This is a genomic window from Cellvibrio sp. BR (assembly GCF_000263355.1).
GTDB lineage: Bacteria > Pseudomonadota > Gammaproteobacteria > Pseudomonadales > Cellvibrionaceae > Cellvibrio.
In genome coordinates this window covers 385,776-404,790 of record NZ_JH668202.1, presented here as the reverse complement: position 1 = coordinate 404,790, position 19,015 = coordinate 385,776, and the positions used below count along the sequence as shown (strand labels likewise).

The following is a 19,015-nucleotide window of genomic DNA, read 5'->3' as shown; positions in this document are numbered from 1 at the left end:
AACGCTCGTGAGTACAAAAACCAAAAGCGCGTTTGTCTGCAACGAATGTGGTGCGGATTATAAAAAGTGGCAAGGGCAGTGCACGGAGTGCGGTGCCTGGAATAGTTTGAGTGAAGTGCGCTTGGGGCCAACACCCACCAATCGCGCAGCGAAATTTGAAGGTTACGCCGGTGGTGCCACGGGGAATAAAATCCAAACCCTTGCTGAAATATCGCTCAATGATGTGCCGCGTTTTAGCAGTGGTGCAGGTGAGTTTGACCGGGTGCTCGGCGGTGGTTTTGTACCGGGTTCGGTAGTGTTAATTGGCGGTAACCCGGGCGCGGGTAAATCCACCTTGCTATTGCAAACCCTGTGCAATTTAGCGCGCACTATGCCTGCGCTGTACATCACCGGTGAGGAGTCACTGCAGCAAGTGGCTATGCGCGCCCAGCGTTTAGGGTTGCCGACCGATCAATTACAAATGCTGAGCGAAACCAGCGTGGAAGCCATTTGTGCGATTGCGCAAAAAGTTGCGCCCAAGGTGATGGTGATCGACTCGATTCAAGTGATGCACATGGAGGATATTGCCTCCGCCCCCGGTTCGGTATCGCAAGTGCGCGAGAGTGCGGCTTACCTCACGCGGTTTGCGAAACAGACTGGCACAGTATTAATTTTAGTGGGCCACGTCACCAAAGACGGTTCACTCGCCGGCCCCAAAGTGCTGGAGCATATGATCGATTGTTCGATCTTGCTGGAAGGTGATAACGACTCACGCTTTCGTACCTTGCGCGGCAATAAAAACCGCTTTGGTGCGGTAAATGAATTGGGCGTGTTTGCCATGACCGAGCAGGGCATGCGCGAAGTGAGCAACCCCTCGGCGATTTTTTTGCAGCGCGCGGAGGATGCCTCATCCGGTTCCGTGGTGATGGTGATGTGGGAGGGGACGCGCCCGCTATTGATAGAAATCCAAGCACTGGTGGATGACAGTCACCTCGGCAACCCACGCCGTGTTGCGGTAGGTATGGATCAAAATCGCCTCGCCATGCTGTTGGCCGTGTTGCATCGTCACGGCGGCATTATGGTGGGCGATCAGGATGTATTTGTGAACGTGGTAGGTGGCGTGAAGGTAATGGAGACCAGTGCAGATTTGGCACTGTTGCTCGCGGTAGTCTCCAGCTTTCGCGACCGGGTATTGCCGCAGGATTTAATTGTGTTTGGAGAAGTGGGTTTATCGGGAGAAATTCGCCCGGTACCCAGTGGTCACGAGCGTTTGCGCGAGGCCGCCAAACATGGTTTCAAACGTGCCATAGTGCCGTTTGCCAATGCCCCGCGTGATAAACAGTTGGGTATAGAGGTGGTGGCGGTAAAAAATTTGCAGGAAGCTTTAGCGGCGCTGTAAGGCTACAGCGCGCGCCTTATTACTCGTGGCCGTTTTCAATTAAGGTGATGAGTTCGTATAACAACGTCTTATCGGCCGGCGTATCCGGCTGAAATTCAAAGCCGAGAATATGTTCGCGCACATGTACTATGCGGCCATGCAAATCCAATCGCTTTTTATTTGACGTAACCAAATTCAAATTTTCCAAATCAATATGTACGCGCAGTGCATCGCCTTTTTGCAGAAGGTGTTCATCCAGCAGCGCAAGGCGTGCTCCGCTTTCGGATAAGTCCAACACATGGGCTTCCCAGGTTTTGGTGGAGTACTGCAAGTCAGCATAGGCACGCAAGGGAAAGCGCGGGAATCGGCGTTTGTCCTCGTCAGTTAAATCGCTGGTTTCCAGGTCATTAGGCATCATGGTTATGATTTCCTTCAGTCATAGTTAACGGGGCGCAGAATTAATAATCGCTGATTAATTCAGACAGCTCGCGCTCGGCAGCTGTTGCGTCACCCAAATTCAGTTCGATCAGGCGGCGCAAGTGGCTTACGCTGTCGATGTCAATCGAACTGCAGACCAACCCTGTCTGCTGGTGATGTTGATGCGCTACAGTGACCGACATAGCAATGGTTGTATTGTCGGACAGTAATATTTTTACCAGCGCCGGTTCACTTGTGGATACTTCCTTGGGAAGTGGTTGCTGCAGCAATAATCCTTTGAGTGAAATATCCAGCAAGGTGGCGCGCCAGTGGAAATCGCCTTGCGCTAATTCGACATGGGCATCAAATAGAATACGACTGAATTTTCGGCGTTCACTGGCAGAGGTGGGTGTTGATTGTATGTTAGAGCTTGGTTGATCGTTCATAAATAATTAATCGGCAGGGCATGGATATGCACTAGAGTCTAGCTCCCGCTCGCCAAATCGCCATTTTTTTGTCGCTGCTAATTGTTAATTTCTGTACTCAATTGCTTCGCTTGCCAAGCGCCACCTATAATTTCGCAGCAATAACCAACAAATAGATAACGGATTGATTTTTATGACTGAATTTCGCATTGGTATCGACTTGGGCGGGACTAAAACAGAAGTGATCCTGCTCAATGGCGATAGTCAGGAGCTGTTTCGTACACGCATCCCCACAGTGCGCGATGATTACCCCGCGACCCTGCGCGATATAGCCGGTTTAGTGGCGCAAGCTGAAGCAGCCGCAGGTCAGAACCATTTGCCGGTGGGCATTGGTATTCCCGGCACTGTTTCGCGTAAAACCGGTTTTGTCAAAAATGCCAACTCCACTTGGCTCAATGGTAAGCCGTTCCAAAAAGACCTGTCTGCTTTTTTACAGCGCGATGTCAAAGTCACTAACGATGCGAATTGCCTTGCCGTATCCGAGGCGACTGACGGCGCCGGGCGTGGTTACGATCTGGTATTTGCCGGTATTCTCGGCACGGGTTGTGGTGCCGGTCTCGCCTTTAAGGGGGCTCCGATTGTCGGCCCCAACGGCGTTGCTGGTGAGTGGGGGCACAACCCCTTGCCCTGGACTAGCGAGGCCGAATTAAATGCACGCCCCTGTTATTGCGGTAAGGCGGGTTGTATGGAGACGTTTTTATCCGGCACCGGTTTATGTCGCTCTTATCATGTTGCGGGTGGAGAAAAAATCAAAGGCCATGAAATTGTCGAGCGCGCGGCGCAAGGTGAAACCATGGCGCAGCAGGTATTGGCAAATTATTACGATCAACTTGCACGCGGCTTGGCAACCATTATCAATACGCTTGATCCGGATGTGATTGTGCTCGGTGGCGGGGCATCCAATATCGCAGCAATTTATACCGAAGTACCCAAGCGATTGCCGAAATACGTATTTGGCGGTGAATGCGATACACCTTTAGTAGCTGCAATCCACGGTGATTCTAGCGGTGTGCGCGGTGCTGCTTGGTTGAATCCACTTTAAGATGAAACTATTTGCAGTGTTTCAACTGATTGATTTTCCTCTTGCCGGTTTTAAAAGCGCGCTGTGCGAAAAAGTTGCGTCTAAAAAGCCCATCCAGTTTGCGATGGGCTTTTTGTTGTCGATTTTATCGAGCCTGGTTTATTCACAAACAACGCTCACCGCACTCACAACCCCAATAGCACCGCAGCGAATTGCTTCACTCAACATTTGCATCGATCAATTACTCTGGGAGCTCGTGCCCCACGAACGATTGGTATCAATCAGTTATCTCACCGCCGACCCCATCTGGTCGCCAATTGCCGAACAAGTCAAAGGCATGCCAGTGAACCACGGTTTGGCTGAAGAAATTGTGCCACTTAAACCCGATGTCATCTTTGCGGGCGAGTTTGATGCGCCCACCGCGATAGAGTTATTAAAAAAGCTGAATCTGCGCGTTGAACGTTTGCCTTTACCGCGCACGCTGGGGGATATCAATACTCAAATTTTGCAATTGGCTGAATTGGTTGGCACGAACGAAAAAGCGCAACAGATGGTGAACAACATCGACCGGCAGGTTGCCGCTTTACAAACGGTCAATAACGGAAAAACACCACTCACGGCTTTTTGGTATTCGGCTAATGGTGTTGTGATTGGCGATGGCACTTTGGAGCACGAATTAATGCAACTCGCCGGTTTGCGTAACCTGGCCGCAGAGCGCGGCATGTTTGGTTTTAATCAGCTTGATCTGGAATTACTGCTCAGTGCCAAACCGCAAATTTTAATTGTGGAGCGGGGCAGTGACGATGCTTATTCACTTGCGCGTGAATATCTTTCACACCCTGCATTGCAGCATGCTGATTTTAACGTGGTCACCTTGCCGGCAGGGTTATCGGGGTGCGCGGCCACTGTGATCAGTGATGTGGCCGCCCAATTAAAAAATTCTCTGGCGAAATAAATTACTTAACAGGTATTCACCTTTGCAGACCAAAATCTCATTTACATCCTTAACCTGCTTGCTGGTACTGGCTACTGCAATTGCATCGGTAATGGCGCTCAACACGGGCCTTGCCGATATTGACGTCATCAAAGGCTTGCAGGATTTTTTAAACGGCGAACAAACCCTCGCGGCAAATGTGGTTGGGCAAATTCGCTTGCCGCGGTTGATTCTCGCGTTGGTGATTGGTGCAACCTTGGGAATGTCGGGCGCTGCTATGCAGGGTTTGTTGCGCAATCCGCTGGCTGATCCTGGGGTATTGGGGGTGACCAGTGGCGCTGCTTTTGGTGCTATTTGTACTTTGTATTTTGGTGTGGCGGCCAGTGCCTGGTATTGGTTGCCGGGTGCGGCGATTGTCGGTGCGTTATTTACCTTATTTATGGTGTATGTGCTCGCCGGTTTGCACAGCAGTATGCTCGCGTTAATCCTTGCGGGTACGGCCATGAGTTCGATTATGGTGGCTTTGATTGCTGTGACTTTAAATTTTGCGCCCAGTTTGTACGCCATGCAGGAAATTGTATTTTGGCTATTGGGTTCGCTTGCGAATCGCCATTTTGATCACGTAAGTATCGCCCTACCACTCGCGCTGATTGGTTGGGTGATGATGCTCAGCCGCAGCCGTTTTTTAGACGCGCTCAGTTTGGGTGAAGACAGCGCACGTTCGCTCGGTTTTAATAATCATCGCGAGCGCGGAATTTTATTGTTGGGTATTTCTATCGCAGTTGGTGCCTGTGTGGCAGTGAGTGGCGCGATTGGTTTTATTGGTTTGGTCATTCCGCACTTGTTGCGACCGTTTGTGGGTTATCGCCCTGGCCGCTTAATGCTGGCCAGTGCTCTCGGGGGTGCTTTGTTATTAGTGCTGGCCGATATTCTGGTGCGTCAGTTTGACAGTGCGCGCGAATTAAAAATTGGTGTGGTGACCTCCTTAATCGGCGCACCGTTTTTTCTGTTACTTATTTTAAAAACCCGTTCACGGTGGGCCTGATATGAATCCGCTACCCGGCACACAACCTAACGCACAACTTAGTACAGAACAGGTCTGCCTCAAACGCGATGGCAATTCAATTTTGGTGGATGCCAGTGTGCAGCTTCATGCTGGCGAATTTGTGGGTTTAATCGGCCCCAACGGTGCCGGTAAAAGTTCACTGCTACGCGTAATGGCCGGATTGCAACAACCGGATACCGGCACAGTGAGTTTGGCCATCGCCGGCGAAACATCACTGCAACCGCTTGCGAAAATTCCAGCACGTGAGCGCGCACAAATTCTTGCCTATTTGCCTCAACAGGAAACACCGGCCTGGCCGCTGCAGGTAGAGCATTTGGTCGGGCTCGGGCGCGCGCCTTGGCACAAACCCATGAGTGGAAAATCAACGCGTGATAAAAGTGCCATTGAACATGCGTTACAGATAACGGAATTGACGGATTTTCGTCAGCGTATCGTCACCACATTGTCTGGCGGTGAATTGCAGCGCACACTGCTTGCGCGTGTATTTGCCGGTGAGCCCAAAATTATTTTGGCCGATGAACCTATCGCGGCGCTCGATCCTTATCACCAGTTGCATATGATGGAATTACTGGCCGAACATTCACAGCAGGGCGGTACGGTGTTTGCCGCACTCCATGACTTAAGTTTAGCGGCACGTTTTTGTTCACGCCTGGTGCTCATGCACCATGGGAAAATGGTTGCGGACGGTGAACCGATACAAGTGCTTACCACAGAAAATTTGCAACAGGTTTATGGCATTAGCGCCTATGTGGATTGCCGTGAAGATGGTGTAGTTATAGTCCCGCGTAAGCGGGTGTTTTAAATATAGCTTCGCGCAGGCGAGTTTTTTAATTCCTATTTGGAAGTCGTGGGTTGAAAGGGCTTGCGAAATTATTGTTGCGACAATCGGAGACATGGATGTCGACGGTTAGCCTACAGGGACGTATTTACGGCGTGTCGCAACAATAATTTCGGAAGACCTGAAACAGGCCCCTTGCTTATGGAACGCAAAAAAATGAAAGCAGGATTTTTAAAATTTATTGTCAACAGCTGGCCGCCATTATTTTTTGCTGGCATTAAAGTCACCTACCTCGCGGCTGATTACCGCGAAGCTCACGTCACGTTAAAATTGCGCTGGTACAACCGCAATTATGTGGGCGTGCAATATGGCGGTAGCTTAATGTCCATGACTGATCCCTGGTATATGTTGCTGTTGATGCACAATCTGGGCAGCAATTATTTTGTGTGGGACAAACACGCGGAAATAGATTACGTCGCCCCGGGTAAAACCCATGTGCACGCCCATTTTAAAATCAGCGACGAAACTCTGGCGGAGATTCGTGAAAAAACGGCCAATGGTGAAAAATATATTCCTGAGTTCAGTGTGGATATTCTCGACGATCACGACAAACTCGTCGCCCGTGTTAAACGCCGCGTCTACATAAAGTTAAAACCGCGTGCGCGCGCGAATTAAAACCCTGTTCACACGCCCAGCAAACGATCCAGTTCATTTCCCTTTTATTTGGTAATTCTTATGCTCAATGTCGCACTTTGTTCTTATGGTATGTCAGGCAAGGTTTTCCACGCGCCGCTTATCGCCGCCGAGCCAGGCTTGAACCTGCACACGATTTTGCAGCGCAGTGAACCTACCGCACTGGCAGATTACCCACAGGTTAATATCGCCAAAACCTTTGAAGAAATAATCGCCAATCCCGTTATTGATTTAGTAGTAGTGAATACTCCCAATGAATTGCACTACCCAATGACCAAAGCCGCGCTGCTTGCCGGTAAACATGTAGTGGTGGAAAAACCCTTTACCCTGAGTTTGGATGAAGGCAATGAATTAATTGCATTGGCACAGCAACAGCAAAAAATTCTCTCGGTGTTTCAAAATAAACGTTTGGAAAGCGATCACCTGGATGCGCAGAAAATTATCGCGTCGGGTGCGCTGGGCCGCATTGTGGAAGTGGAATGGCATTACGATCGCTACCGCACCAACATCACCCACAAAAAATGGAAAGAAGACAAACTGCCAGGCTCCGGTACCTGGTTCGATTTAGGTATACACATGGTAGATTCCATGCTTTGCTTGTTTGGCAAGCCGGGCGCCGTGTATGCGGACATGCGCAGCTTGCGCCGCGCGGAAGGTTCTACCGATTATTTTAATGTTTGTTTTCACTACGACGACATGCGCGTACTGCTGCGCTCCAATACTTTTGTTAGCGAAAAAGGCGCAACCGTTTCCATTCATGGCGATAAAGGTTCATTCCTGAAGTTCGGGCAGGATGTGCAAGAAGGTCAGCTCATGCAGGGTGTTATTCCCGGAAAGTCTGGTTGGGCACAACCCGGTGACGATAACTACAGTGTGCAACATACCCATCACCACGGCGAAACAAAACGCCAGGTTGTAGCGGGTGAGCGTGGCTGTTATGAAAAATATTATAGAAATATTGTGGAGGCGATTTTAGATAAGGCGCCGCTGCTGTTTTTACCGGAGCAATCATTGCTCGGTGTGGAGCTGTTGTTGGCGGGGGAGGAAAGCGCGCGCAACGGGGTGCTTATTTATTTGACCAGCGACTCTCAGCAGAGAAAAAGTTATGACCCAAGATATCTCCCGTAACGCCAATCGGTTTGTTATTTTCAGTGTCTTTTTTTCGGCGCGTGCCTATTACCCGGTATTGGCGATTTTATTTATCGACCTGGGTTTAACACTCGATCAATTTGTGATGCTCAATTTAATTTGGGCGCTGACGATTTTTTTATTTGAAGTTCCCTCTGGCGCATTGGCAGATACGATTGGGCGACGCAGGTTATTAATTGCCGCTTCAGTGTTAATGATCGTGGAGATGCTTTGTTTGTTATTCGCGCCGCGCGATGCAGGGCTGCTGTTATTGGTGTTTTGCATTATCAATCGCATTTGCTCCGGGTTGTCGGAAGCTTGCGCGAGCGGGGCAGATGAGGCGCTGGCTTACGATTCGTTACCGGCAGAAAATCGTGCTCATGCCTGGGATCACTTATTGGCTAAAGTAATGCGCTGGCGTTCGCTGGGTTTTGTGGTCGCAATGATTGTGGGTGGTTTGCTCTACGATGCCCAAGCAGTAAATTTACTGCTACCAGCGGCATGGCATATAGATTCAACCATCGCGCACCGCCTGCCGGTTATTTTGGTGTTGTTACAGGCGCTGGTATGTTTGGTTATTACCCTGCGCATGGTGGAACCTCACCACTCTGCGGCGGGTTCACCGCTCGCTCATGCGTTTAAACTCACGGTAGATACCGCGCGTTGGGTTTTTACTAATCCCAAAACTCTGGTGGTGATTTTAGTGGGCGTAGCGCTTGATTCCATTGTGCGCAATTTTGCGACCATCAACAGCAGCTACTATCGTCTGATTGAATTACCTGAATGGACCTACGGTTTTTTTGGTGCAGCTTTAGGTGTGCTGGGTTGGTTTGTGCCGGGCATTGCCAAGCGGTTAAATGCGCGTTTTTCCCTGCTCACCAATTTGGGGCTTATTGCACTGCTGACGCTAATTGGTTTGCTGGCATTGGTGCCTGCATGGCGTATTTATGGGGTGGTTCCGGCGCTGTTGCTGATGACCACAATGGGCTTGCTTGGGTTTACTGTCAGCCGTGTATTGCATCAGGAGGCTGACTCTGCGCGCCGTGCAACAGTACTGTCGGTAAAAGGGCTGATTTTTAACCTGGGGTATGGTTTGTTTAGCCTGGGTTTTTCATTGCTGCTTGCCAGTTTCCCTGCTACACCTGAGGGAATGGCACTGCGCAATGCGCTGTTATGGCAGGCGCCACTCTTTGCGCTGCTCATTGGAGCCCTGTTGATTTGGGCCTTTTATCGCCTACGCGCCAAGCCAGGTTTACGGGGTGATGATCGTTAATCCCCGAAGCTTTTGGCGTAAAAATCATTAAGGTGTCGGATAAATTTACAGTTTTGATGATTTGCGTGCCAAATTAAAACTGAAATTCTTTAAGAATCATTGTGTTGTGTTTGATATTTATTTTGGCATATTTCATGCTTTGGTTGTGACAAGTGTGGATTGTGTCACATTTTAAAATCAAATTTTAAGGAGACCGCCGTGTTGCAGTCATTGATCAAGTCTGGAGTTGTTGTTGCAGTAGCAAGTTTGTGGAGCCTGGTAGCTTCAGCGGGAAGCATTACCTGCGGTAATCAATATCGTACCGCTACCCTGACCTCGGCCGAATTGTGCGAAGTGGGTTCCGGCAATACCAAAGAATCTGATATTGAGAGTTATTTTGGCGGTGACTGGGATCACCTGGGTGGTGTTGCCGGTGCAAACGGTACTGGCGGCAGCTTGAACTCTGGTTTTTTAACGGTGACCCTGCTGTCAGGTACTTGGGGCAGTGGTGGCCCAATCTCTGGTACTTGGGCTATCGATGAAGATTTCTGGACTGTGTACGGCAAAGCGGCGCTGTCTATTCATGTTGGTAATGGTAAATACGATCCAGACCATTTCGCCTGGTCAATCAGTGAAGGTAATACCTCCGGTACCTGGTCTTATGAAAAGCTCAGTGGTAATGGCGGTGGTTTGTCGAATATGCATTTGTGGGGTTCAGGCGAGCCTGCGATACAAGTATCAGAAGCAAACATCGGCGTATTGTTGATGTTGGGTTTACTGTCTATGTTTGTTGCACGTCGTCGCGTGTAATTAAACCGGAAGTAAAAAAACCGCAGTTACCGCTGCGGTTTTTTTTGCGCTGAATTTAGTGATTCCAGATTAGCGGCGGGATTGCAGCAGTTTGTTTAACCCGTAAACACTTGCACTCCACAGTGTAATCAGCAGGGCTACCAACAGCAGGGCGATAAAAGCAAAAATATCCGGTGCTTTCATCAAGGTAGTCATCAGCGATTCTTCATAATAAAAAAACCACTGGTGCCCTTCGGGAAAAACTTGCACATGCAGCCAATAGAACACGGCGGTGGGGCCGATCAGCACTATTGCCAGTGCAATTACCAAGGTGGCCGCTAAAAAACCTAACAGGATATGTTTGCTGGCAGGTGGCACCAGTCTCTGCCAATAGGTCAGTGCGATTAACCCCAGCCACATAAACAGACAGCTCACGCCGGTTGCATAAAACACATCAATTAAATTAGCGACATCTTGCAGGTGCACAACTTCTGCCTCGTGCATCAGTGGCGTTGTTTGCCCGCTCGGCAATGGGTAGCGAATATCTCCCAAGCCTTTACCGCTGTTTTGCACTGCATCAGTAATTTCACCAAACAGGCGCCAGTGGTCTGCGGGCGTGGTGGATTCAAACTGCTGTTTGTAGCGATTCTGCGGAGCATATTCGGCAATATGCTGATCCAGATTTAATAGTGTGTAGCCCGCTGGATACGCAAAATGAAACTGTGCCAGCAAATGCCAACTGACCAGCGCCAGCGCGATTAATTGGCAGGTAAAAAATAGCGGCCACAATAAAAAGTGTTGTAGTTGTTTCATCTATTTACGCATCCGGTTTTTGTAAAACACAGGGGCTATTTTTTGTAAAACACAAAGACTATTTTTGTAAAACACAGGTGCTATCAGGTCAACAATTTTTCCAGCGTGCGCTCATAAATCCCCGTGAGTTTATTTAAATCATCGGCGCTAATACATTCGTTTACTTTGTGGATAGTGGCGTTGATTGGCCCCAGCTCCACTACTTGCGCGCCGGTAGGGGCGATAAAACGGCCATCGGAGGTGCCGCCGGAGGTTGAGAGTTCTGCATCCAAACCAGTTTCGATTTTGATCGCATCCACCACCGCATTGACCAAATCACCGCGCGGTGTCAGGAACGGCTGGCCGCTCAGTATCCATTGCAGGTCATAGGTAAGCTGGTGTTTGTTTAAAATCATCTCCGTGCGCTCGCGCAGTATTTGGTCAGTGAGTTCGGTAGAAAAACGGAAATTGAATACCACTTCCACTTCACCGGGAATCACGTTAGTCGCACCGGTGCCGCCATTAATATTGGAAACTTGGAAGCTGGTGGCGGGGAAAAATTCGTTGCCGTTATCCCAATGTGCGCCAGCCAACTCCGCCAATGCCGGCGCCAGTTTATGAATCGGGTTGTCGGCCAGGTGCGGGTAGGCCACATGCCCTTGAATGCCTTTCACTTTTAAAATTGCACCGAGCGAACCGCGACGGCCATTTTTAATCACATCACCAACGTGTGCAGTACTTGAGGGCTCGCCCACAATGCACCAGGTGATTTTGGTATTGTGCGCTTCCAGCCACTCCACCACTTTTACCGTGCCGTTGATGGACGGGCCTTCTTCGTCGCTGGTAATTAAAAAGGCGATACGGCCTTTATGATCGGGATATTTGGCGATGAAATTTTCGCAGGCCACCACCATACAGGCGAGTGAACCTTTCATATCGGCCGCGCCGCGCCCGTGCAGCATGCCGTCGATAATTTGTGGTTCAAAAGGCGGATTATTCCAGTTGGCTTCGGGGCCGGTAGGCACTACATCGGTATGGCCTGCAAACGCCAAAATCGGGCCGCTCGCGCCGTCGCTGCCCTCGCGAATACTCCAAAAATTATCCACCTCACCAAAACGCAAACGCTCGGTTTTAAAGCCAATCGCTTCAAGGCGTTGAATCATCATTTCCTGGCAGCCATCGTCCTCTGGTGTTACCGAACGGCAGCGAATTAAATCAGTAGCAAGTTGCAATGTGGGTGTTAAGGCAGAAGTCATGGCGATATCCAGAAAGAAGAGGCCGCAAAATAAGATGCGATTAAAGATGGCGCCGATTCTACAGGTTTGCGACGGGTGGCTCTAGCAAGGCAGGTTTAATGGCGGGCAGAAAAAAGCCCTCCAGTGGAGGGCTGTGCGGGTTTAGCTGGCTTTGTTATTGATACTGATGCGTTTACTTTCACTCGGTGGCAGCGCTTTGCGCGGAATAGTGATCTCCAGCAAACCGTGATTCATGGACGCGCTTATCTCGTCCTGGTTGCAATCCTCTGGCAGGGTGAGTACACGCTGAAAACTGCCAAAAGAACGCTCCATCCGGTAGTAGTGTTTATCGCTGGATTCTTTTTCCTCTTTTTTCTCACCGCGAATAGTGAGCACACCTTTATTGATTTCCAGATTGATGTCCTTCTCGGTCAAGCCGGGTGCCTCCAGGCTGATCTGGTAACTCTTGTCATCGCTTGCAACATTTAATTTGGCCTGAAACCCGGTGATGTTAAATAACCCATCTTTTGGCCAGCGGTTGTTGAGCGATGGCATATTAAAATCGCGAAAGGTTGCATCAAATAAGCGATCAATTTCCCGTTGCAAACGCAGCATGGGATGGCTGCCGGTGGTGTTGTCTTTTTCTTCATTACTGACACTGGTTGTAGCGGGCGCTTGTTGCCCCGCATCTTCATGTTTAAACCAGTTCCAGGGGTTGAGTTGCAATCTGTTCATAAGCACCTCCTGTTGTGGTGAATCATCGGTAGTTAAGTGCGCTGACATAACTGTCAGTAACAGCCTAGCGCCAATGACCCGCTGCACATTTGTGTTGGATCAAATAGCGCGGTTAATTATTAACTAAGGCTGGAATTGCCTGACTTCAAGCCATGTTGCTAGATGCTTTTTCTATAAAAATAAATGCCAACATAAATTTGTTTTATTAACCTGTGCCTATCCTTTTTTATGGGTTTTTCATGGTCATTAAATTTTTTTATCTGGTGCCTTGAACTTTATTTATGGTGTCCTTATCTAAGGCCGCAGCTTCGTTAGCTACGATTGTTTTGTGGGAATAATCCCGTTACTGAGGAAAAAACAATGTATAACGCGAACCTTATTCATAACGCGGTTATCCAACTCTCGCTTTTGTTTTTTGCGCGCTTCTGGCGCCCCCCGCCCATATTTCTTGCGGTTTAACGCACTGTATTTCTAACTGAATTCTTGTTGTTATCTTTCGTCCATTAATCTGGAGGCTTTTATGCTGGCAGTGTCAAAACTCAAGCGAGCCTACGGCGATTTTGTGGCGGCCGATGAGGTCAGTTTTACTATCGCCAAAGGTGAAATCGTAGGTTTGCTTGGCCACAATGGGGCAGGCAAAACTACCGTCATGAAAATGTTAAGCGGTTATTTGGAGCCCAGTGCAGGAACCATTCAGTTTCAGGGGCTGGCTCTGGCGGATAATCTCAAAACCTTGCAGCGTAAAATTGGTTATTTGCCAGAAAATTTACCGATTTACCCTGAAATGTCGGTGGCCGCTTATTTGGATTACGCGGCCGAGCTTAAAGGTTTGCAGGGCGCGGAAAAACAGCGCGACATAAAGCGAGTGATTGACGCGACTGACATAAAAAATAAATTGCTGGCGCCCATTGCCAGTTTGTCGCGCGGTTACAAACAGCGCGTGGGGGTAGCACAAGCATTGCTCGGTCGTCCCGCACTGTTAATTCTGGATGAACCCACCAACGGCCTGGACCCACAGCAAACCCTGCAAATGCGTGAGTTAATTCGCACTATTGCGCAGGAGGCGACAGTTATTTTATCCACCCACATTATGCAAGAAGTGGATGCCTTGTGTGACCGCGTATTGATGATGCGCGCGGGGCGTTTGGTATTGGATGAAAAATTGTCGGAGTTGCGCCGCGCCCGCTCCTTGTTACTCACCACCAATCAATCCGGTGCTGAACTGGAGCCAGTGCTGCGCTGTGTAACTGGCGTAAAAACAATTGAAACTCTCGGTAAAAATGCACATGGCGAGCAGCTGCGTATTCACTTGGGCGATGCCGCTGACGTGCAAGCCACTACGGCTGCGCTGGCGCGTTTAGTATTGGAAAACAACGCGGAGTTATACCAGCTGCAACCCGAAACCCGCGACCTGGAAAGCCTGTTCCGCGATATCAACAATGCCACGCTGAGCGCGAAAGAAACGCAGGAGGTTGATCGTGCTGCCTAACACTACGATTACAAAAATTGCCAAAAAAGAAATCGGTTTATTTTTTTCCTCGCCGATCGCCTATTTATTTTTAGCCGCTTTTGCGGCTGTCAGTTTATTTGCGTTTTTTTGGGGAGAAGCTTTTTTTGCCCGCAATATTGCCGATGTACGCCCGCTGTTCGAATGGATGCCGCTGCTGCTGATTTTTTTGTGCAGCACTATCACCATGCGTTTATGGAGTGAGGAACGCCGCAGCGGCACGCTTGAGCATGTACTTACCCAACCCGTGCCGCTGTGGCATTTTGTGGTGGGTAAATTTTTGGGCTGCATGGTGTTGTTGGTGATTGCACTGGCGATCACTTTGCCGCTCCCCATTACTGTTGCAGTGCTGGGCGATTTGGATTGGGGGCCGGTAGCAGCGGGTTATGTGGCAACCTTACTGTTGGGTGCTGCTTACTTGAGTATGGGTTTGTTTGTATCTGCGCGCAGCGATAATCAAATAGTCAGTTTGATTAGCACCGTGGCACTCTGCGGGTTTTTTTATTTGTTGGGCAGCAGTGCAATTACCAATTTTATGGGCAATAGCGCCGCCGAATATTTACGTTTGCTGGCTACCGGTGCGCGTTTTGATTCTATCGCCCGTGGGGTGATTGATCTGCGCGATTTGTATTTTTATATCAGCCTGGTGTTGGTGTTTCTCGCCTTAAATACCTACGCTTTGGAGCGCGAACGCTGGGCGGCCACCGGCAACAAAACCCATCATGGTCGCTGGCGTTCTGTTACCGCGCTGTTGTTGATTAATGCCTTGGCAGCCAATCTCTGGCTCGGCCAAATTAATAGCCTGCGTATTGACACCACTCGCGGCAATCAATATTCCATTTCTACTGCAACCGAACACTATTTGCAGCAACTGCAAGAACCCTTGTTACTGCGCGGATATTTCAGCGGCAAAACCCATCCGCTGTTATCACCGCTGGTGCCGCAGCTGCGCGACTTGATGAAAGAATATGAAGTGGAAGGCAAGGGGTTAGTGCGCGTGGAATTTGTAGACCCGGTAACTGACCCGGAGTTGGAGCAAGAGGCGAATCAGAAATATGCCATTCAACCCGTGCCCTTCCAAATTTCGGATCGCTACCAAGCTTCGCTGGTAAATTCCTATTTCAACGTATTGGTCCAGTATGGCGATGAATATCAAGTGCTGGGCTTTCGCGATTTAATTGAAGTAAAAAGTGCTGGCGAAACCGATTTGGATGTGCAATTGCGCAACCCCGAACACGATTTAACCCGCGCGATTAAAAAAGTGCTGCATTCTTATCAAGCGGGCGGCAATTTGTTTGACACAGTAAAAGGCGAGCTGCGTTTTACTGCCTATGTGTCAGCGGATAATCGCCTGCCTGAGGCGCTTAAAAACTTTAAGGATCTGGTTAGTGCTGAGGTGAATAAACAACGCGAAAAATCGGGCGAGCGTTTGCAGTTGGAGTTTCTCGACCCGGATGCTAATGGCGGTGAATTGGGGCAGCGCATCGCTCAGGATTATGGTTTTAATCCTCTGGCGACCAGTTTGCTCAGCAATGAACGTTTTTATTTTTACATGACCTTGGCGCAGGGTGAGCAGTTGGTGCAGATCCCGCTGGATGATATGAGTGCGGCAAGTTTTGAGCGCAACTTTAACGCCGCCCTGAAACGATTCGCTTCAGGTTTCACCAAAACCGTAGCGCTGGTGACTCCAGCGGCGGATATGGGCGGCTACTATGGTGCTCCGGCGGGGCCGCAATTTAATCAGCTGCAGGAATTTCTCGGTGCAGAATTAAATGTGCAACGCGAGGATTTGTCCGACGGCAGTGTGAGCGGTGAGGCGGATGTATTATTGCTCGCAGCCCCCAAAGAATTGGGCGAAAAAGAATTGTTCGCGGTGGATCAATTCCTTATGCAAGGTGGCACGGTAATTATGGCCAGCTCGCCCTACAGCGCCTCGGTCAGCCAGCGCAGTTTGAGTTTGCAAAAACACAACAGTGGTGTGCAGCAATGGCTTGCCCATCACGGTATTCGCATGGAAGAAAAGTTGGTGATGGATAAACAAAACTTGCCTTTCCCAATTCCCGTGAGCCGCAATCTGGGTGGTTTCAGTGTGCAGGAAATGCGTATGGTGGATTACCCTTATTTTGTGGATGTGCGTGGGCAAGGTTTGAATGCGGAGAACCCTATCACCAGTGGTTTGCCACAGGCGAGTCTTGCATGGGCTTCACCTATCGCGCTGGATGCTGACAAAAATCAGCAGCGCCGAATTACCGAATTGCTACGCAGTTCGGACAGCGCATGGCTGAGTGGCGATATGAATATAGTGCCGCAAGTCAACAGCGATGGTTTGTCACGCTTTATTCCCGTGGGCGAACAAAAATCCCATTTGTTGGGTGTGATTAGTCAGGGCCGTTTTGATTCTTTTTTTGCCGGAAAAAATTCGCCCTTGCTGGTCAATACAAACGCAAACACAAACGCTGATGCAACCGCGGCAGGAGCCTCCGAGGCTAAGGCAAATAATGGCGATGCGGCTTTATCTACTACGCAAACAGTGAGCAGTGTTATTCAACACTCTCCGGAATCTGCACGCATTATTTTATTCGGCTCCAATGATTTCCTGAGCGATGCCGTCATCAATATGACGGGTATGGCCACCGGTGGGCAGTATCTTAATTCGGTGCAATTGCTTGCCAATACGGTGGATTGGGCGCTAGAGGATGAAGGGCTGGTAAGTATTCGCGCGCGCGGCAATTTCAACCGCACTCTGCCCGCTATGGAACAAACAAGCCAAGCTTTTTGGGAGTATTTAAATTACGCATTAGCGCTGGGTGCGCTGTTGTTGGTGGGGCTGGTGCAGCGTCAGTTTAAACGTCGTCGCGAACAACAGTACCAGCAGTGGCTGGCGAACTAATCACACTCACTATTGACCAGAAAGAGGTGAATAATGAACCAAGCAGTAACCATTAATGTTGCCCGGAGTAATAGGGTAGAAACCATGCGGGATATGGAGCGCTGGCAACAACGCCTGTGGCTCTTGTTGGTGATTCAAGTGTTATTGGTGGTGGGAGTTTATGCCTATCAACAGAACTCCCGTGCAACACCAACGGCGGTACCCTTGTTGCCAGTGTCTACCCACTTGATTAATCGCATTGAAATCGCTGATGCGACAACTAGTGTGCACCTGAATAAACAAGCGAATCGCTGGCAACTCACGCAGTCGTCCTTACCGGTAGACAATGAAAAAATCACCGCATTGTTGGAAAAGTTAAACGGATTGCGGTTGACCTGGCCGGTTGCCAATACCGCATCCAGCCACGAGCGGTTTGAAGTAGGCGAACAAAAATTCCAGCGCAAATTGCGCCTTTATGAAGGTGATAAATTGCAGGCGGAATTTTATTTAGGTAGTTCACCTGGTTTCAAAAAAGTGCATTTGCGCCGTGCGGGTGATAATCAGGTCTACAGCGTTGCGCTCAGCACTATGGATGCAACCACCAGTGGTGATGATTGGTTGAATAAACAACTGCTCACCACTACCAATCCAGTCAACATCAAAGGGCGTGATTACGAGCTGCAAAAGCAAGGTGAAAACTGGCAATTAGTTGGTGAAACCGGCGTGTCATTAAACACCGAAAAAGTCACGGCCTTGGTGAAGGCGTTGGCTAGTTTGCAGGTGCAGTCTGTGGTGCAAGAAGCACCGAAGGGCGAGCCCATTACTCTCGCGGTAAAAAGTGCAGAAGGCAATTGGCAGTATGACTTTATCAAGACCGACGCTGGGCATGTTGTTAAACGCAGTGATCGCGAGCAATACTTTTCACTGAGTCAGTATGAGTATGAACGTATCGCTCAGGTCGCGCGTGAAAGTTTATTGGCGCCGGCGACTGCCACGCAGACAAGTCCGACAACCTCAAACTCTGCCGCGACCAATCCGGTAGAGGCTGTTGTGCAAGAAGCGACTAAAGGTTTGTTAGGGAATTGATCTAACTAAAAACAAACAGCCCGGCATATGCCGGGCTGTTGCTATTTGTATCTATGTTTCTAGCTATCGTTATTTTGCTTTTCGTTCAACGGTGCTTAACCCGCCAAACCAACATAAACTTCATGTACATCGTCGTCGTTATCAATCGCGGCGAGGAATGCTTCAACTTCTGCCAACGCTTCATCGCTCAAGCTGACGGGGTTTTTAGGTTTGTAACCCAGCTTGGCAGATACCACCGTAAAACCGTGGTCGGGCAGGGCTTTTTGCACTAAATCCAAATCGGTTAAATCGGTGTAAAAAGTGACGGTGCCGTCTTCATCCAATTCAAAATCCTGTGCGCCTGCTTCAATCGCCGCCATTTCTGCGTCGGCATCGGCGTTGGCAGCTGTGGCTTCGATAATGCCCAGGTGATCAAAATCCCAGGACACTGAACCGGAAGTACCCAACTGGCCTTTGCGGAATAAACCGCGAATATTGGAGATGGTGCGGTTGACGTTGTCGGTAAGGCATTCAACGATCACGGGCACCTGATGCGGTGCGTAACCTTCATAGGTGACTTTTTCGTAGCTGGCGGCGCCGTCGAGTTGGCCCGAGCCTTTTTTAATCGCGCGCTCCAATGTCTCGCGTGTCATTGAGGCTTTTTTGGCTTGGACGATAGCGAGGCGTAGGCGCGGGTTCATATCCGGGTCTGCACCCGAGCGTGCTGCGATCATAATTTCTTTGGTGAGTTTGGTAAAAATTTTACCTTTTGCGCTCGCAGCTTCTTCTTTATGTTTTGCTTTCCATTGTGCGCCCATGATTATCGCCTCGTTGTTTGCACAAACCCATTGTGCCTGGTTTATCGGTAGGGGCAGCTGCTTGCTGCGCCCGT

General features: G+C 49.5%; 18 protein-coding genes. 12 read left to right on the top strand and 6 right to left on the bottom strand.

Features of this window, described 5'->3' with window-relative positions:
• Window positions 1-7 precede the first annotated feature (7 nt).
• A complete protein-coding gene (gene radA / locus O59_RS12040) occupies window positions 8-1,378 on the top strand; it encodes a DNA repair protein RadA (RefSeq protein WP_007643030.1) in 1,371 nt (456 codons plus the stop codon).
• 19 nt (window positions 1,379-1,397) lie between these two features.
• Here radA and O59_RS12035 read toward each other — a convergent pair whose 3' ends face one another.
• On the bottom strand, window positions 1,398-1,775 hold the full coding sequence (locus tag O59_RS12035) for a PilZ domain-containing protein (RefSeq protein WP_007643028.1): 378 nt from the start codon (window positions 1,773-1,775) through the stop codon (window positions 1,398-1,400).
• Between the two features lie 40 nt (window positions 1,776-1,815).
• Window positions 1,816-2,220, bottom strand: a complete 405-nt coding sequence (locus tag O59_RS12030; protein WP_007643026.1) for a PilZ domain-containing protein — start codon at window positions 2,218-2,220, stop codon at window positions 1,816-1,818.
• Window positions 2,221-2,392: 172 nt separating this feature from the next.
• Between O59_RS12030 and O59_RS12025 the strand changes: the two genes are divergently transcribed.
• From O59_RS12025 to O59_RS11990, 8 genes are all read left to right on the top strand, one after another.
• Window positions 2,393-3,301 (top strand): ROK family protein, encoded by a 909-nt coding sequence (locus O59_RS12025; RefSeq protein ID WP_007643024.1) that lies wholly within the window; start codon window positions 2,393-2,395, stop codon window positions 3,299-3,301.
• A gap of 1 nt (window position 3,302) precedes the next feature.
• Window positions 3,303-4,235, top strand: a complete 933-nt coding sequence (locus tag O59_RS12020) for an ABC transporter substrate-binding protein (RefSeq protein ID WP_007643022.1) — start codon at window positions 3,303-3,305, stop codon at window positions 4,233-4,235.
• Window positions 4,236-4,257: 22 nt separating this feature from the next.
• Complete coding sequence (locus tag O59_RS12015; RefSeq protein WP_050977057.1) at window positions 4,258-5,259, top strand: iron ABC transporter permease; 1,002 nt, start codon at window positions 4,258-4,260, stop codon at window positions 5,257-5,259.
• Between the two features lies 1 nt (window position 5,260).
• The gene (locus O59_RS12010; protein WP_007643019.1) at window positions 5,261-6,082 is read left to right on the top strand and encodes an ABC transporter ATP-binding protein; all 822 of its coding nucleotides are present in this window, start codon (window positions 5,261-5,263) and stop codon (window positions 6,080-6,082) included.
• A 177-nt stretch (window positions 6,083-6,259) separates the two neighbouring features.
• On the top strand, window positions 6,260-6,733 hold the full coding sequence (locus O59_RS12005) for a DUF4442 domain-containing protein (protein ID WP_007643018.1): 474 nt from the start codon (window positions 6,260-6,262) through the stop codon (window positions 6,731-6,733).
• A gap of 60 nt (window positions 6,734-6,793) precedes the next feature.
• Complete coding sequence (locus O59_RS12000; RefSeq protein ID WP_007643016.1) at window positions 6,794-7,879, top strand: Gfo/Idh/MocA family oxidoreductase; 1,086 nt, start codon at window positions 6,794-6,796, stop codon at window positions 7,877-7,879.
• Window positions 7,857-9,152, top strand: a complete 1,296-nt coding sequence (locus tag O59_RS11995) for an MFS transporter (RefSeq protein WP_007643014.1) — start codon at window positions 7,857-7,859, stop codon at window positions 9,150-9,152. Before O59_RS12000 ends, O59_RS11995 begins: the two co-directional genes overlap by 23 nt.
• Window positions 9,153-9,350: 198 nt before the next feature.
• The gene (locus tag O59_RS11990) at window positions 9,351-9,941 is read left to right on the top strand and encodes a hypothetical protein (RefSeq protein ID WP_007643012.1); all 591 of its coding nucleotides are present in this window, start codon (window positions 9,351-9,353) and stop codon (window positions 9,939-9,941) included.
• A gap of 69 nt (window positions 9,942-10,010) precedes the next feature.
• Here O59_RS11990 and O59_RS11985 read toward each other — a convergent pair whose 3' ends face one another.
• From O59_RS11985 to O59_RS11975, 3 genes are all read right to left on the bottom strand, one after another.
• Window positions 10,011-10,733 carry a DUF1461 domain-containing protein gene (locus O59_RS11985; protein WP_007643010.1) on the bottom strand — a complete coding sequence of 241 codons (723 nt, stop codon included), beginning with the start codon at window positions 10,731-10,733 and terminating at the stop codon, window positions 10,011-10,013.
• An 83-nt stretch (window positions 10,734-10,816) separates the two neighbouring features.
• A complete protein-coding gene (dapE, locus tag O59_RS11980) occupies window positions 10,817-11,968 on the bottom strand; it encodes a succinyl-diaminopimelate desuccinylase (protein WP_007643008.1) in 1,152 nt (383 codons plus the stop codon).
• 141 nt (window positions 11,969-12,109) lie between these two features.
• Complete coding sequence (locus O59_RS11975) at window positions 12,110-12,682, bottom strand: Hsp20/alpha crystallin family protein (protein WP_040392299.1); 573 nt, start codon at window positions 12,680-12,682, stop codon at window positions 12,110-12,112.
• A 520-nt stretch (window positions 12,683-13,202) separates the two neighbouring features.
• Here O59_RS11975 and O59_RS11970 point away from each other — a divergent pair.
• The 3 genes from O59_RS11970 to O59_RS11960 are packed head-to-tail and all read left to right on the top strand — an operon-like array spanning window position 13,203 to window position 18,144.
• Entirely contained in the window at window positions 13,203-14,171 is a 969-nt protein-coding gene (locus O59_RS11970; RefSeq protein WP_007643003.1) for an ABC transporter ATP-binding protein, read from the top strand.
• Window positions 14,161-17,079 (top strand): Gldg family protein, encoded by a 2,919-nt coding sequence (locus O59_RS11965; protein WP_007643001.1) that lies wholly within the window; start codon window positions 14,161-14,163, stop codon window positions 17,077-17,079. The genes O59_RS11970 and O59_RS11965 overlap by 11 nt, the downstream gene beginning before the upstream one ends.
• 33 nt (window positions 17,080-17,112) lie before the next feature.
• Window positions 17,113-18,144, top strand: a complete 1,032-nt coding sequence (locus O59_RS11960; RefSeq protein ID WP_007643000.1) for a DUF4340 domain-containing protein — start codon at window positions 17,113-17,115, stop codon at window positions 18,142-18,144.
• Between the two features lie 95 nt (window positions 18,145-18,239).
• Here the strand turns inward: O59_RS11960 and O59_RS11955 are convergent, their stop codons facing one another.
• Window positions 18,240-18,941, bottom strand: a complete 702-nt coding sequence (locus O59_RS11955; protein WP_007642999.1) for a YebC/PmpR family DNA-binding transcriptional regulator — start codon at window positions 18,939-18,941, stop codon at window positions 18,240-18,242.
• Window positions 18,942-19,015 lie beyond the last annotated feature (74 nt).